Annotated in this window: 9 protein-coding genes and 1 pseudogene; 7 read left to right on the top strand and 3 right to left on the bottom strand. The window is 73.3% G+C overall.

Features of this window, described 5'->3' with window-relative positions; translation table 11 throughout:
- Positions 1-5 precede the first annotated feature (5 nt).
- Positions 6-1,481, top strand: a complete 1,476-nt coding sequence (locus tag AB0P35_RS04650) for an MFS transporter (protein ID WP_363506894.1) — start codon at positions 6-8, stop codon at positions 1,479-1,481.
- A gap of 18 nt (positions 1,482-1,499) precedes the next feature.
- Here AB0P35_RS04650 and AB0P35_RS04645 read toward each other — a convergent pair whose 3' ends face one another.
- Positions 1,500-1,784, bottom strand: coding sequence for a hypothetical protein (locus AB0P35_RS04645; protein WP_363506434.1), 285 nt, complete (start codon positions 1,782-1,784; stop codon positions 1,500-1,502).
- On the opposite strand from AB0P35_RS04645, the pseudogene AB0P35_RS04640 reads away from it, so the two are divergent.
- The 3 genes and pseudogenes from AB0P35_RS04640 to AB0P35_RS04630 form a co-directional block, all read left to right on the top strand.
- A pseudogene (locus AB0P35_RS04640) lies at positions 1,777-2,025 on the top strand (LytR family transcriptional regulator); the annotation flags it as partial. The gene AB0P35_RS04645 and the pseudogene AB0P35_RS04640 overlap by 8 nt on opposite strands.
- Before the next feature lie 107 nt (positions 2,026-2,132).
- A complete protein-coding gene (locus AB0P35_RS04635; protein ID WP_363506431.1) occupies positions 2,133-3,104 on the top strand; it encodes a polyphosphate kinase 2 family protein in 972 nt (323 codons plus the stop codon).
- Positions 3,101-5,821 carry an HAD-IC family P-type ATPase gene (locus AB0P35_RS04630; RefSeq protein ID WP_363506428.1) on the top strand — a complete coding sequence of 907 codons (2,721 nt, stop codon included), beginning with the start codon at positions 3,101-3,103 and terminating at the stop codon, positions 5,819-5,821. Before AB0P35_RS04635 ends, AB0P35_RS04630 begins: the two co-directional genes overlap by 4 nt.
- A 61-nt stretch (positions 5,822-5,882) precedes the next feature.
- Here AB0P35_RS04630 and AB0P35_RS04625 read toward each other — a convergent pair whose 3' ends face one another.
- Positions 5,883-8,516: a valine--tRNA ligase gene (locus AB0P35_RS04625; protein ID WP_363506425.1), complete on the bottom strand. Its 2,634-nt coding sequence runs from the start codon at positions 8,514-8,516 to the stop codon at positions 5,883-5,885.
- Between the two features lie 292 nt (positions 8,517-8,808).
- Here AB0P35_RS04625 and AB0P35_RS04620 point away from each other — a divergent pair, with 292 nt between their 5' ends.
- From AB0P35_RS04620 to nudC, 3 genes are all read left to right on the top strand, one after another.
- Positions 8,809-9,756, top strand: a complete 948-nt coding sequence (locus AB0P35_RS04620; RefSeq protein WP_363506422.1) for a TIGR03560 family F420-dependent LLM class oxidoreductase — start codon at positions 8,809-8,811, stop codon at positions 9,754-9,756.
- Positions 9,757-9,895: 139 nt separating this feature from the next.
- A complete protein-coding gene (gltX, locus tag AB0P35_RS04615; RefSeq protein WP_363506891.1) occupies positions 9,896-11,263 on the top strand; it encodes a glutamate--tRNA ligase in 1,368 nt (455 codons plus the stop codon).
- Between the two features lie 68 nt (positions 11,264-11,331).
- Positions 11,332-12,282, top strand: a complete 951-nt coding sequence (gene nudC / locus AB0P35_RS04610; RefSeq protein WP_363506419.1) for an NAD(+) diphosphatase — start codon at positions 11,332-11,334, stop codon at positions 12,280-12,282.
- On the opposite strand, the gene AB0P35_RS04605 is transcribed toward nudC, so the two are convergent.
- Entirely contained in the window at positions 12,254-13,855 is a 1,602-nt protein-coding gene (locus AB0P35_RS04605; protein WP_363506416.1) for a class I adenylate-forming enzyme family protein, read from the bottom strand. The two genes, nudC and AB0P35_RS04605, sit on opposite strands and share 29 nt — an antisense overlap.
- Positions 13,856-13,863 lie beyond the last annotated feature (8 nt).

Below are 13,863 nucleotides of genomic sequence, written 5' to 3'. Positions count from 1 at the left end.
CACCGGTGGAGTCCGCCCGCGAGGACCGGCTGCCCGGCCGGTGGCCGGCCCTCGCGGTGATCTGCCTCGCCCAGCTCGTCGTGGTGCTCGACAACACCGTGCTGAACGTGGCCGTCCCGACCCTCGGCCGGGAGCTCGGCGCGGACACCGCCGACATCCAGTGGATCGTCAACGCCTACTCGCTCGTCCAGGCCGGGCTGCTGCTCGCCGCCGGCAGCGCCGCCGACCGGTACGGCCGGCGGCGGCTGCTGCTCACCGGGCTCGCCCTGTTCGGCCTCGGCTCGCTCGCCGCCGGGCTCTCCACCACCACCGGGCAGCTGATCGCCGCCCGGGCCGGCATGGGGATCGGCGGCGCCCTGCTGACGACCACCACGCTCGCCGTGGTGCTGCAGATCTTCGACGCCGGGGAACGCACCAGGGCGATCGCCGCCTGGAGCGCCGTCAGCGCGCTCGGCTTCGCGGCCGGCCCGCCGGTCGGCGGCCTGCTGCTGGCCCACTTCGCCTGGGGCGCGGTCTTCCTGGTCAACGTCCCGGTGGTCCTTCTCGGCCTGGTGACCGCCCGGGCGCTCGTCCCCGAGTCCCGGGCGCCCGGCGGCGGGCCGCCCGACCTGCCCGGCGCGCTGCTCTCCACCGCCGGCATGACCGCCGCGGTCTACGCCGTGGTCTCGGGGCCCGAGCACGGCTGGCGTTCGGCGCACGTGCTGCTGTCGGCCCCGGCCGGCCTGCTGCTGCTCGCCGCCTTCACCCTGTGGGAGCGGCGGACGGCCCACCCGATGCTCGATCCGGCCTTCTTCCGGAACCGGCGGTTCGTCGGCGCCGTCACCGGCGTCGTACTGATCACCCTCGGCAGCACCGGGGTGCTCTTCCTGCTCACCCAGCAGCTGCAGTTCGTGCACGGCTACCCGCCGCTGGAGGCCGGGCTGCGGATGGCCCCGTTCGCCCTCGCCGTGGTCGCCCTCAACTTCAGCGGCCTCACCGCCCGGCTGATCGTCCGCCTCGGCACGCCGCGCTCCATCGCCCTCGGCATGGCGGTGCTCGCGGCCGGCTTCACCGTCGCCGCGTACGCCTCCGACGGCTACGGGCCGCTGCTCGGCGGCCTGGTGCTGATGGGCACCGGCTGCGCGATCGCCAACCCGGCCATCGTGGAGGCGGTCGTGGGCGCGATCCCGCAGGACCGGGCGGGCGCCGGCGCCGGCATCGACGGCGCCATGGCCGAGGTAGGCAGCAGCCTCGGCGTCGCGGCGCTGGGCGCGGTGATGAACGCCCGGCTGACCGCCGTCCTGCCGGCCGCGGCCTCCGTCCCCGCCGCCCTCGCCGCCACCCGCACCGAGGCCGACCGGGCCGCCGTCCTGGACGCCTTCACCGAGGCCTCCCGCACGGCCCAGCTGGTCGGCGCCGCAGCCGTCCTCGCCGGCGGCCTGGCGGCCGCCCTGCTGCTGCACCGCGCCGCCCGGCAGGGCACTGCTCCCGACACGGGATGACGGCCGCCGGCCGCCGTGTCACGGGCGGACGGTCACCGCACCGACCAGCATCCGGTGGTCGGAACAGGCCTTCAGGCCCTGGCAGTCGGCGGGTGCGTCGATCGCCTCCGCACCGTACGGTCCGGCGATCCGGTCCTCGCGGACGAAGATCATGTCGATCTCGGCCCGGCCGCCGCACGGCGGGCGGCGACCGGGCGGCCCGTCGGCCGTCCGGTCGCCGTAGCCGGGGCAGTGGGCCGGGTCGGCATCGCCCAACTCCCGGTGGTGGCCGCGGCTCCCCCCGTTGTTCGGGGTGTCCTCCAAGGCCCTGACCACCGACTCCGACCTCGGTTCGCTGACCGGTCTCGCCATCTTCGCCCGGAGCATGCGCGGCCTACGCAGCAACGCCACCGACACCCTGATGCTGCCGGTCGGCTACGACCGCATCGACCCCAACCGGGTCGTCCCCGCGGAGCCCCAGGACCGGCAGCTCTGGCAGGCCCTGCGCGAGGACTCGCCGATCCCCGACGCGGCCCGGAAGTCGCCCGCCCACGGCACCTCCTGACCCCGGCCCGAACGGCCGTACCCCGATTGCCGCACCCGGGCCCCGGGCGGAGCGTGGCAGGTGACTCCCGCCTCCGCCCGAGGCGGGCCGGCGAAAGGGTCCCGGGCATGGCGGACGACCGGACCGAGACAATCGCGCGGTTCATTGCGCCGCTGCGGGTGAAGCCGGGATCGCACGTCGACCTCGCCCGCGACTTCGACCCGCGCTACCGGGCCCGGCTGAAGAAGCGGGACGGCGCCGAGCTGCTGCGCACCGGCGTGGAACTGCTCGCCGAGTACCAGGACCGCCTCGCCGCCCAGGACACCTACGGCGTGCTGCTCTGCCTCCAGGCGCTCGACGCCGGCGGCAAGGACGGCACCATCCGCCACGTCATGAGCGGGGTGAACCCGCAGGGCGTCAAGGTGAGCAGCTTCAAGGTGCCCTCCGCCGAAGAGCTCGACCACGACTACCTGTGGCGGTACGCCTGCCGGCTGCCCGGCCGCGGCGAGATCGGGATCTTCAACCGCTCGCACTACGAGGAGGTCCTCGTGGTGCGGGTGCACCCGGAGAACCTGGAACGGCAGCGGCTGCCGAAGGCCTCCCGCGGGCCGGACGTCTGGGATCGCCGCTACCGGGAGATCAACCGCTGGGAGCGCCACCTCACCGACAACGGCTTCAAGGTGGTCAAGATCTTCCTCAACCTCTCGAAGGAGGAGCAGCGGATCCGCTTCCTCAAGCGGATCGACCTGCCCGAGAAGAACTGGAAGTTCTCCGCGGCCGACGTCCGCGAACGACACTACTGGGACGACTACCAGCGGGCCTTCTCCGAGATGCTCTCCGCCACCAGCACCAGGTGGGCGCCCTGGTACGTGGTGCCGGCCGACCGCAAGTGGTTCGCGCGGATCTGCGCGGCGGCGGTGCTGGTGCACACCCTGGCCGGGATCGACCCGCAGTACCCGACGGTCGGCGCCGAGGCCCGCGAGCAGCTGCGGGAGGTCCGGCGCGACCTGGAGGCCGAGGCCCCGGCCGGTGCCGAGGCCGACCCGTACGAGGCGAAGCACGGGACGGGCAAGGGCCGGAAGAAGAAGGGGAACCGATGACCCAGCAGGTGGATCCGGCGGCGGATGCGCCCGCGCCGAGCTGGTACACACGGCCCCCCGCGGAGGTGCTGGCGGCGTTCGCGGTGGACCCGGCCACCGGTCTGACCGCGGCCCGGGCGGCCGAGCGGCTCGCCGCGGACGGCCCCAACGCACTGCCCGAGGAGAAGCCGAAGCCGACCTGGCTGCGGTTCCTCGACGAGTACCGCAGCTACATGCAGATCATCCTGGTGGCCGCCGCCGTGGTCTCGCTGGCGATCAAGCAGTGGAGCACCGCGATCCTGCTGATCCTGCTGACGCTGCTGAACTCCGTGGTCGGCCTGCGCCAGCAGGGCAAGGCCGAGAGCGCGATGAACGCGCTGAAGTCGATGATGAAGGCCACCGCGCGGGTGCGCCGGGACGGCACCGAGTCGGAGATCCCCGCCGAGCACCTGGTGGTCGGGGACATCGTGCTGATCGCGGCCGGTGACCAGGTGCCGGCCGACGGGCGGATCGTCCAGGCCAGCGCGCTGCAGATCGACGAGTCGGCGCTCACCGGCGAGAGCGTCCCGGCGGTCAAGGACGTGGGGACGCTGACCGGTGAGCGGCTCGCGCCCGGCGAGCAGTCGAACATGGCCTTCATGAACACTCCGGTGACGCACGGCAGCGGGCTGCTGGTCGTCACCGGCACCGGCAGCGGGACGGAGCTCGGCAAGATCTCCGGTCTGCTCTCGGCCACCGAGAAGGAGCAGTCGCCGCTCGACCGGGAGCTCAACACCCTCACCCTGTGGATCGCCGGTGCGGCCGGTCTGACCATGGTGGTGATGTTCGCCCTCGGCCGCAGCCGCGACCAGGCCTGGGACGCCCTGTTCGTCAGCGCGGTCTCGCTGGCCATCGCGGCCATCCCGGAGGCGCTGCCCACGGTCTCCCAGGTGATCCTCTCGGTCGGCAGCCTCAACCTGGCGAAGCGGCACGCGATCGTGAAGGAGCTGCCCTCGGTCGAGACCCTGGGCTTCACCTCGGCGATCAACTCCGACAAGACCGGCACCCTGACGATGAACCAGATGACGGCGGTCGAGGTGCTCAGCCCGACCGACCGCTACACCGTCTCCGGCACCGGGTACGGCCTGGAGGGCCGGATCCACCACGCGGTGGGCTCCTCGGCCGGCATCGAGGACGCCGTGCTGCCCTACCTGGTGGCCAGCGACGCCAAGCTGGTGGACGGCCGGGTGGTGGGCGACCCCACCGAGGGTGCGCTGCTCGTGCTCGGGCACAAGGCGGGGCTGGACATCGAGGCCACCCGGGAGCGCTACCCGCGGCTGGCGACGCTGCCGTTCGACCCCGGCTACAAGCTGATGGCCACCTTCAACTCGGCGGTGGACATGATGGGCCGGCCGGTCGTCCGCTGCTTCGTCAAGGGCGCCGCCCCGGCCGTGATGGACCGCGCCGCCACCGCGCTCTCGGACGGCACCAGCATCCCCTGGGACGGCGAGCTCGCCCGGCGCGCCCAGGAGGCCACCGAGCGGATGGGCGGCGAGGGCCGCCGGGTGATGGCCGCCGCCGTCCGCGACATCGACCCGGCGCACTTCGACCCGGACGGCGACCTGCTCGCCCTGGTCACCGGTCTTCAGATGACCAGCCTGGTCGGCATGGTGGACCCGCCGCGCGAGGAGTCGAAGGCCGCGGTCGCCGAGGCGCAGGCCGCCCACATCCGGGTCCGCATGGTGACCGGCGACGACGTCACCACCGGTGCGGCCATCGCCCGGCAGCTGGGGATCGAGGGCGAGGCGCTGCTCGGCGCCGACTTCGCCGCGATGTCCGAGCAGGAGCAGCTGGAGCGGATCGACTCGATCGGGGTGGTCGGCCGGGTCGCGCCCGAGCACAAGGTGCTGCTGGCGAACACGCTGAAGAAGAAGGGCGACGTCGTCGCGATGACCGGCGACGGCGTCAACGACGCGCCGGCGATCAAGGCCGCCGACATCGGCATCGCCATGGGCAGCGGCACCGACGTGGCCAAGAACGCCAGCCGGATGATCCTCTCCGACGACAACTTCGCCACCATCGTCTACGCGGTGGCGGAGGGCCGGAAGCTCTACGACAACCTCACCAAGTACATCCGCTTCGTGCTCCTGCTGCTGGTCGCCTTCGTGCTGACCTTCCTCGGCGCCACGATCTTCAACATCGCCAGCGGGGAGCCCTTCCCGCCGCCGCAGGTGCTGTGGATCCACTTCGTGGTGAACGCGCCGTTCGGCTTCGCGCTCGGCTTCGACCAGGAGAGCCCGGGCCTGATGCGGCGGACGCCGCGGCCGCGCGGCGAGTCGGTGCTGACCCGGCCGGTCATGGTGACGGTGGGGCTGAGCGGACTCGCCATCACCGTGGCGCTGCTCTCACTGATCAAGCTCGGGCAGTCGCACTACGGCGATGTGCAGACCGGCAGCTCGATCGCCTTCACCGCGTTCTCGCTCTGCCTGATCGTCGCGGCCTTCGAGTGCCGCTCCGAGACCGCCTCGGTGTTCACCACCAGCACCTTCGACAGCAAGCAGATGAACTGGGCGGCCCTCGGCGAGTTCGTGCTGGCCGTGATGGTCACCCAGATGGACGGCTTCCGCCGGATCCTCGGCACCTCCCGGATCAGCGTCCAGCAGTTCGGCTGGGCCCTGCTGGCGGCCCTGGCGCTGCTGCTGCTCTGGGAGGTCGGCAAGTGGCTGGCCCGGCGCACCCGGGTCGCCGCCGCCCGATGAACGTGCGGAGGGCCGCACCCGTCGCGCGGGTGCGGCCCTCCGTCGGTGCCGGGGCGGCCGGTCAGGCCTGGGGCAGGCCGGCCAGCTGGGCGGTGATCCGGGCGATGTCGGCCTCCGCGGCCTCCTGGCGGCCGCGGATCTTGGCGACCACCTCGTCCGGGGCCTTCGCGAGGAAGGCCTCGTTGCCGAGCTTGCCGGTGGTCTGCGCCTTCTCCTTCTCGGCGGCGGCGAGGTCCTTCTGCAGGCGCTTGCGCTCGGCGGCGACGTCGATCGCACCGGAGAGGTCCAGCGCGACGGTGGCGCCGGCGACCGGCAGCGAGGCGGTGGCGGTGAAGCCGTCGCCGGGCTCGGTCAGCCGCAGCAGCGAGCGGATCGCCGCCTCGTGCGCCACCAGCGGGGTGCCCGCCAGGTCCAGCCGGGCCGGGACCCGCTGGCCGGGCTTGAGGCCCTGGTCGGCGCGGAACCGGCGGACCTCGGTCACCACCTGCTGGAGCGTGGCGATCTCGGCCTCGGCGGCGGCGTCACGGAAGCCGCCGTCCGCCGGCCACTCGGCGACGACCACCGACTCGCGGCCGGTGAGCGAGGTCCAGAGCGTCTCGGTGACGAACGGCACGACCGGGTGCAGCAGCCGCAGGGTGACGTCCAGCACCTCGCCGAGCACCCGGCGGGTGGCGTCGGCCGAGGCGCCGCCCTCCGCGAGGGTGGTCTTGGAGAGCTCGACGTACCAGTCGAAGACCTCGTCCCAGGCGAAGTGGAACAGCGCCTCGGAGAGCTTGGCGAACTGGTAGTCCTCGTACAGCCCGTCCACCTCGGCGACCGTCTCGCCGAGCCGGGAGAGGATCCAGCGGTCCGCCGCGGTGAGCTGCTCGGGTGCGGGCAGCGGGCCCTCGACGGTGGCGCCGTTCATCAGCGCGAAGCGGGTGGCGTTCCAGATCTTGTTGGCGAAGTTGCGGGACGCCTGGACCCAGTCCTCGCCGATCGGCACGTCGACGCCCGGGTTGGCGCCGCGCGCGAGGGTGAACCGCAGCGCGTCGGAGCCGTACTTGTCCATCCAGTCCAGCGGGTTGACCACGTTGCCGAAGGACTTCGACATCTTCTTGCCGTTCTGGTCACGGACCATGCCGTGCAGCGCGATGGTGTGGAACGGCGGGGTGCCGTCCATCGCGTAGAGGCCGAACATCATCATCCGGGCGACCCAGAAGAAGAGGATGTCGTAGCCGGTCACCAGGACGGAGTTCGGGTAGAACTTCGCCAGGCTGTCGGTCTGCTCGGGCCAGCCGAGGGTGGAGAACGGCCACAGGCCGGAGGAGAACCAGGTGTCCAGCACGTCGGTGTCCTGGTGCCAGCCCTCGCCGGTCGGCGGCTGCTCGTCCGGGCCCACGCAGACGACCTCGCCGTCCGGGCCGTACCAGACCGGGATGCGGTGGCCCCACCAGAGCTGGCGCGAGATGCACCAGTCGTGCAGGTTGTCGACCCAGTCGAAGTAGCGCTTCTCCATCTCCTTCGGGTGGATGTTCACCCGGCCGTCGCGGACGGCGTCGCCGGCCGCCTGGGCGAGCGGGCCGACCTTGACCCACCACTGCATGGACAGCCGCGGCTCGATCGTGGTCTTGCAGCGCGAGCAGTGGCCGACGGAGTGGACGTACGGGCGCTTCTCGGCGACGATCCGGCCCTCGGCGCGCAGCGCGCCGACGATCGCCGAACGCGCCTCCAGCCGGTCCAGGCCCTGGAAGGGGCCGTGCACGGTGATCACGGCGTGCTCGTCCATCACCGCGATCGACGGCAGGTCGTGGCGGCGGCCGATCTCGAAGTCGTTCGGGTCGTGGGCCGGCGTCACCTTGACGGCGCCGGTGCCGAACTCCGGGTCGACGTGCTCGTCGGCGACGACCGGGATCTCACGGTCCGTCAGCGGCAGCTTGATGGTGCGGCCGATGAGGTGCTTGTAGCGCTCGTCCTCCGGGTGGACGGCCACCGCGGTGTCGCCGAGCATCGTCTCGGCGCGGGTGGTCGCGACGACGATCGAGTCCTTGCCCTCGCCGTAGCGGATCGAGACCAGCTCGCCGTCGTCGTCCTGGTACTCCACCTCGATGTCCGAGATGGCCGTCAGGCAGCGCGGGCACCAGTTGATGATCCGCTCGGCCCGGTAGATCAGCTCGTCGTCGTAGAGCCGCTTGAAGATCGTCTGGACGGCCTGCGAGAGGCCCTCGTCCATGGTGAAACGCTCGCGCGCCCAGTCCACGCCGTCGCCGAGGCGGCGCATCTGGCCGGAGATCTGGCCGCCGGACTCCGCCTTCCACTGCCAGACCCGCTCGACGAAGGCCTCCCGGCCCAGGTCGTGGCGGGACTTGCCCTCCTTGGCCAGCTCGCGCTCGACCACGTTCTGGGTGGCGATACCGGCGTGGTCCATGCCCGGCTGCCAGAGCGCCTCGAAGCCCTGCATCCGCTTGCGGCGCACCAGGGCGTCGATCAGCGTGTGCTCGAAGGCGTGGCCGAGGTGCAGGCTGCCGGTGACGTTCGGCGGCGGGATGACGACGGTGAAGGGCGGCTTGTCGCTCTTCGCGTCCGCCGTGAAGTAACCGCGCTCCACCCAGCGCTCGTACAGCACGCCCTCTACCTCGGCCGGGGCATAGGCGGTCGGCAGTTCGGGGTGGCTGATCGCCCCGCGGTCGGGGGTCTGCTGAGTGTCATCGGTCACCCCGCCATCCTAGTGGACGGGCCGCGAGCGGCCGGACGGCGTCCGCGCCGCCCCGGCGCGTCGGCCGCCGGGCGCCCCGGTACCGGCCGTACCCGCACGGAACGCCGACGCGGCGCCGGGGGGCTCCTCTATGCTGAACCGGCCGCCGCCCGCCCGGCTTCTGACGCCCGATCGGCTCGGGACGCGGGCCGCCGCGGCACTCGTCCACCTGACTCCGCCCGCCCCCGGAACCACCTCCTCCGGAGCGGCCTGCGGCCGCGCGCCGCACCCGAGAGAAGAGCAGGAATTCGGCATGCAGATACACGGTGACACCGTCCGCTTCGGGGTCCACTCGGGCCAGCAGTACTCGTCCTTCGACGACATGCTGGAGCTGTGGCAGCGGGCGGAGGAGCTCGGCTACGACTGGGTGTCGCTCTTCGACCACCTGCGGCCGCCCATCGGCGGACCGGACGGCCCCTGCTTCGAGGGCACCACCGTGCTGGCGGCGCTGGCCGCCCGGACCAGCCGGATCCGGTGCGCGCTGCTGGTCTCCGCGGTCACCTGGCGCCACCCCGCGATGGCCGCGAACATCGCCGCCACCCTGGACCACGTCTCCGGCGGCCGACTGGAGTTCGGCGTCGGCGCGGCCGGCGCCGACCTCGGCTACGAGCAGTACGGCATCCCATTCCCGTCCGCCGGGGAGCGCCTGGACATGCTCACCGAGTCCTGCGAGATCATGCGGCGGCTGTGGACCGAGAAGGGCACCGACTTCACCGGCAAGCACTTCCGGCTGACCGGCGCCCACGTCGAGCCGAAGCCGCTGCAGAGCCGGCTGCCGCTGGTGATCGGCGGCGAGGGCGAGCGGCGGATGCTGCGCATCGTCGCCGAGCACGCGGACATCTGGAACACGCTCGCCGCCACCCCCGAGGTGTACCGGCACAAGCTGGACGTCCTCGCCCGGCACTGCGCGGACGTCGGCCGCGACCCGCGGGACGTCCGGAAGTCCGTGACCTTCCGCGCCCTGCTCGTCGAGGACGAGCGGGAGCTGCCGGCCCGCCGCGAGGCGCTGGCGCGGATCCTGCCGCCGGACTCCCCGGTCTGGCCGGAGTACCTCGTCTTCGGCACCCCCGAACAGTGCGCGGAGCGGCTGCAGCCCTACCTGGACATGGGGGTGCGGGACTTCGTGCTGGGGGCGCGCCCGCCGGTGGACTGGCGGACGGTGGAGCTGTTCGCGGACCGGGTCGTCCCGCTGCTGCGATGACCGCGGCGGCGGGTGCCCGGCCCCGCGGCGCGGCGCGGGCGCGGCGTCCGCACGGCGCGGGGACGGGCCCGGGCTCGGTAGGCTGTGCGGCATGTCTGCTCCCGCTGTTCGCGTCCGTTTCGCACCGTCCCCGACCGGCATGTTCCACGTCGGCGGCGCTCGTTCCGCCCTCTACAACTGGGCTGTGGCGCGACAGTCCGGCGGCACCTTCGTCCTGCGCATCGAAGACACCGATGCGGCGCGCAACAAGCCCGAGTGGATCGACGGGATCGTCAACGCCCTCTCCGCGATCGGCATCAACGAGTCCGACCCCGCCTTCGAGGGCCCCTACTTCCAGTCGCACAACGCCGACCGGCACCGCGAGGCCGCCGGTCAGCTGCACGGGGCCGGCCGGGCCTACTACTGCGACTGCACCCGCGAGCAGGTCCAGGAGCGCACCGGCTCGCAGCAGTTGGGCTACGACGGCTTCTGCCGCGAGCGCGGCCTCGACTGGGAGCCGGGCCGGGCGATGCGCTTCCGCACCCCGGACGAGGGCGAGACCGTGGTCGTGGACCTGATCCGCGGCGAGCCGGCCTTCCCGAACAGCGCGATCGAGGACTTCGTCATCGCCCGCGGCGACGGCACCCCGGTCTTCCTGCTCGCCAACGTGGTCGACGACCTGGACGAGGGCGTCACCCAGGTGGTCCGCGGCGAGGAGCACCTCTCCAACACGCCCAAGCAGCAGCTGCTCTGGGAGGCGCTCGGCGCGCAGCCGCCGGTCTGGGCGCACCTGCCGGTGATCGTGAACGAGAAGCGGCAGAAGCTCTCCAAGCGCCGCGACAAGGTGGCGCTGGAGGACTACCTGGCCGAGGGCTTCCTGCCCGAGGCGATGGTCAACTACCTGATGCTGCTGGGCTGGGCGCCGGGCGACGACCGGGAGATCCTGCCGTTCGAGGAGCTGCAGCAGCTGTTCCGCGTGGAGAACGTCAACAGCTCCTCGGCGTTCTTCGACATCAAGAAGCTGACGGCGTTCAACGGCGACTACATCCGGGCGCTGAGCCCGGAGCGGTTCACCGAGGCCTGCGCACCGTGGCTGGCCGCCCCGCACGCGCCGTGGCGGCCGGAGGCCTTCGACTCCGCCGTCTTCGCGCGGGTCGCGCCGCTCGCGCAGACCCGGATCGCCGTGCTCTCGGAGATCACCGCGCAGGTGGACTTCCTCTTCCTCGACGAGCCGGTCGCCGACGAGGCCTCGTGGGCCAAGGCGATGAAGGCGGGCGCCGAGGAGCTGCTGCGGGACGTCCGGGCGGCGCTCGCCTCGGCGCCCTGGGCGGCCGAGGACCTCAAGTCCGTGCTGGAGAAGGTCGGCTCGGAGCACGGCCTGAAGCTCGGCAAGGCCCAGGCCCCGATCCGAGTGGCCGTCACCGGCCGCACCGTCGGCCTGCCGCTGTTCGAGTCGATGGAGCTGCTCGGCCGCGAGCGCGTGCTGGCCCGTCTGGACGCCGCCGCGGAGCGCGTGGCCGCCGCCTGACCCACTCCCCCGGGCCCGCCCGCGGGCCCGGGGGAACCCACCGCACGGACGACGGAAGCGGCACAGCCATGACCCGGACCGGCACCACCGCACAGCCCCTGCCGCTCGCGCACCCCGCGGACCGGGCGGCCCGGCACCGCCTGGACGAGCAGTGGCTGGCCGCCGCGTGGCGGCACCCGGCCACCCTCGTCTTCGCGGTCAGCGGCGGCCTCGCCGAGGTGCGGGACCTCCCGGACGGCGGGGCGCGGCTCGTCCCGCTGCCGCCCGGCGACCTCGCCGCGGACGAGGCCGACCGCTACTTCCTGGGCACCGACGAGCAGGGCGCGGGCCGCTTCGCGGTGCGCCGCGACGCGCTGCCCGACCGGGCGGACGCGGGGGTGCGCGGCGCCGGGCTCCGGGACGCGGCCGGGCTGCTGCCGCCCGCCGAGGCGGGCCTGCTGGCGCACGCCGTGGCGCTGGAGCACTGGCACCGCACGCACCGCTTCTGCCCGAACTGCGGCGGCCCGACAACGGCGGCCTGGGCGGGCCATCTGCGGCGCTGTCCGTCCTGTGCGGCGGAGCACCACCCGCGGACCGATCCGTCCGTGATCATGCTGGTCACCGACGACCGGGACCGGGCGCTGCTCACCCGCCGGGCGGGCTGGCCGGCGGGCCGCTTCTCGATCCCGGCGGGTTTCGTCGAGGCGGCCGAGTCGGCCGAGCACGCCGTCGTCCGCGAGGCCGCGGAGGAGACGGGGGTGGCGGTCGGCGCGGTCGAGTTCGTGGCCAGCCAGCCCTGGCCGTTCCCGTCCAGCCTGATGCTCGGTTTCCTGGCCCGCGCCGTGTCGACGGAGATCGCGGTCGACGGCGAGGAGATCGCCGAGGCCCGCTGGTTCTCCCGTGCGGAGGTCCGCGCCGGGGCCGCCTCTGGCCAGCTCCTGCTGCCGCCCGCGGTCTCGCTGGCGGCCCGTCTGCTGGAGATCTGGTACGGCGGGCGGCTGCCGCACACCGTCAGGGCCGCCGGGACAGCAGCTCCCTGAGTTCGGGGCGGAGGATCTTGCCGGTGGCCGTGCGGGGCACCCGGTCGACGCGCAGGATGCGGGTCGGGACGACCGCCTCGGCGAAGTGCCGGAGCAGGTGCGCCCGCAGCGCCGGGTCGGTGAGATCGGGCTCCGCGCAGACCGCCGCCGAGATCGTCTCCCCGAGCAGCCGGTCGGGGAGGGCGGCGCAGGCGGCGTCGCGCACCCCGGGCAGTGCCCGCAGGACACGCTCCATCTCCTCCAGCGACACCGTCTCGCCGCGGACCTTGGCGGTGTTCTTGGTCCGCCCGGTGAGGACGAACACCGTCCGGCCGGTCTCCTCGTCGACGACGGCGCGGCCCAGGTCCTGGGAGTGGAACCAGCCGTCCCGGAAGGCCTCGGCGGTGGCCTCCTCGTTGTTGGCGTAGCGGGCCATGACGTTGTGGCCGCGCATGCAGACCTCACCGGTTTGTCCGGGTGCGGCGGGGCTGCCGTCGGGCAGCAGGACGGCCACCTCGTTGCCGTGCACGGCGGCACCGACGGACGGGATGTCGGTGTCGAGCACGAACCGCCGGTAGGCGTCGTCGGAGAGGCCTGCCGGCAGTGTCGTGGAGAAGTTTGTGGTCTCGGTCAGCCCGTACCCCTGCAGGACGCGGGCGCCGAGCCGGTCGTGCACGGCCCTGGCGGTCTCCGCGGAGAGCGGTGCCGCCGCGGAGACGAAGTAGCGGAACTCCGCGGGCAGCCGGGGGCTGCGCCAGGTCTCGGTCAGCGCGTCCAGGACGCTCGGCACGACACTGGCCACCCGCGGGCGGTACGCGGTCAGCAGCTTCGGGTACCCGAACGGGCTGAAGCGTTCGGCGAGGACGGCGTGGGCGCCGGCGGCGAGTGTGCCGAAGAGCGTGAAGTGGACGCCGTTGACGTGGTGGATCGGCAGGCAGCCGAGGAAGGTGTCCCCCGGGCCGAGGCCGTGGAGACGGCGGAGCGCCTCGGCGTTGGCGACCGCGTTGGCGTGGGTCTGGGCGACCAGCTTGGACGCCGCGGTGGATCCGGAGGTGCCGAAGTACAGCGCGTCCGCGCCGGGGCCGGCCGCCGGCTCCGGGCTGCCGGTCGCGGGCGGGTCGGGCAGCCGGCGCGGGTCGGGCAGCCGACGGGCCCCGGGGAGGCCGCCGCGGTCGGCGTTCGCGCCGTGCAGCACCGTCCGGACACCGAGTGCCTCGGTCTGCTGCGCCAGCCGGGCCGCCGGATCGGCCGGGTTGAGCATCAGCGCCGGGCAGCCCGCCCGGAGCAGGGCGTAGATCGCGACAACGGACTCGGCGTCGTTGACGGGCATCAGCCCGACCGCTTCGCCCGGGGCCGCGGCCTCGGTGAGCACCCAGTGGGCGAGCCGTCGGCTGTACCGGTCGAGTTCCCGGTAGGTCAGTACGGTGGTGCCGCCGTCGGCGGCGACGGCGGTGAGGTACGGGTCGCCGCCCCGGGTGGCCGCCCAGTGGTCCAGGTGGTCCAGCACAGTGGCACGGCGTGGTGTGCCGGCCCGGAACGGGAGGCCCTCGTAGCGGTGGACGGGGTCGGTGTGGGCCGGGTGGCCGTCGGGCATGGGGTGTT

Source organism: Kitasatospora sp. NPDC085879, from assembly GCF_040686255.1.
Taxonomy (GTDB): Bacteria; Actinomycetota; Actinomycetes; order Streptomycetales; family Streptomycetaceae; genus Kitasatospora.
The sequence above is the reverse complement of the archived record's forward strand: the minus strand, read 5'-3'. Positions and strand labels throughout refer to the sequence as shown.

Bases quoted from the DNA above. Each gene is read 5' to 3' on its own strand.
- nudC (WP_363506419.1), top strand. From the start codon at position 11,332: ATGACCCGGACCGGCACCACCGCACAGCCCCTGCCGCTCGCGCACCCC.
- gltX (WP_363506891.1), top strand. From the start codon at position 9,896: ATGTTCCACGTCGGCGGCGCTCGTTCCGCCCTCTACAACTGGGCTGTG.
- AB0P35_RS04635 (WP_363506431.1), top strand. From the start codon at position 2,133: ATGGCGGACGACCGGACCGAGACAATCGCGCGGTTCATTGCGCCGCTG.
- AB0P35_RS04605 (WP_363506416.1), bottom strand. From the start codon at position 13,855: ATGCCCGACGGCCACCCGGCCCACACCGACCCCGTCCACCGCTACGAG.
- AB0P35_RS04620 (WP_363506422.1), top strand. From the start codon at position 8,809: ATGCAGATACACGGTGACACCGTCCGCTTCGGGGTCCACTCGGGCCAG.
- AB0P35_RS04630 (WP_363506428.1), top strand. From the start codon at position 3,101: ATGACCCAGCAGGTGGATCCGGCGGCGGATGCGCCCGCGCCGAGCTGG.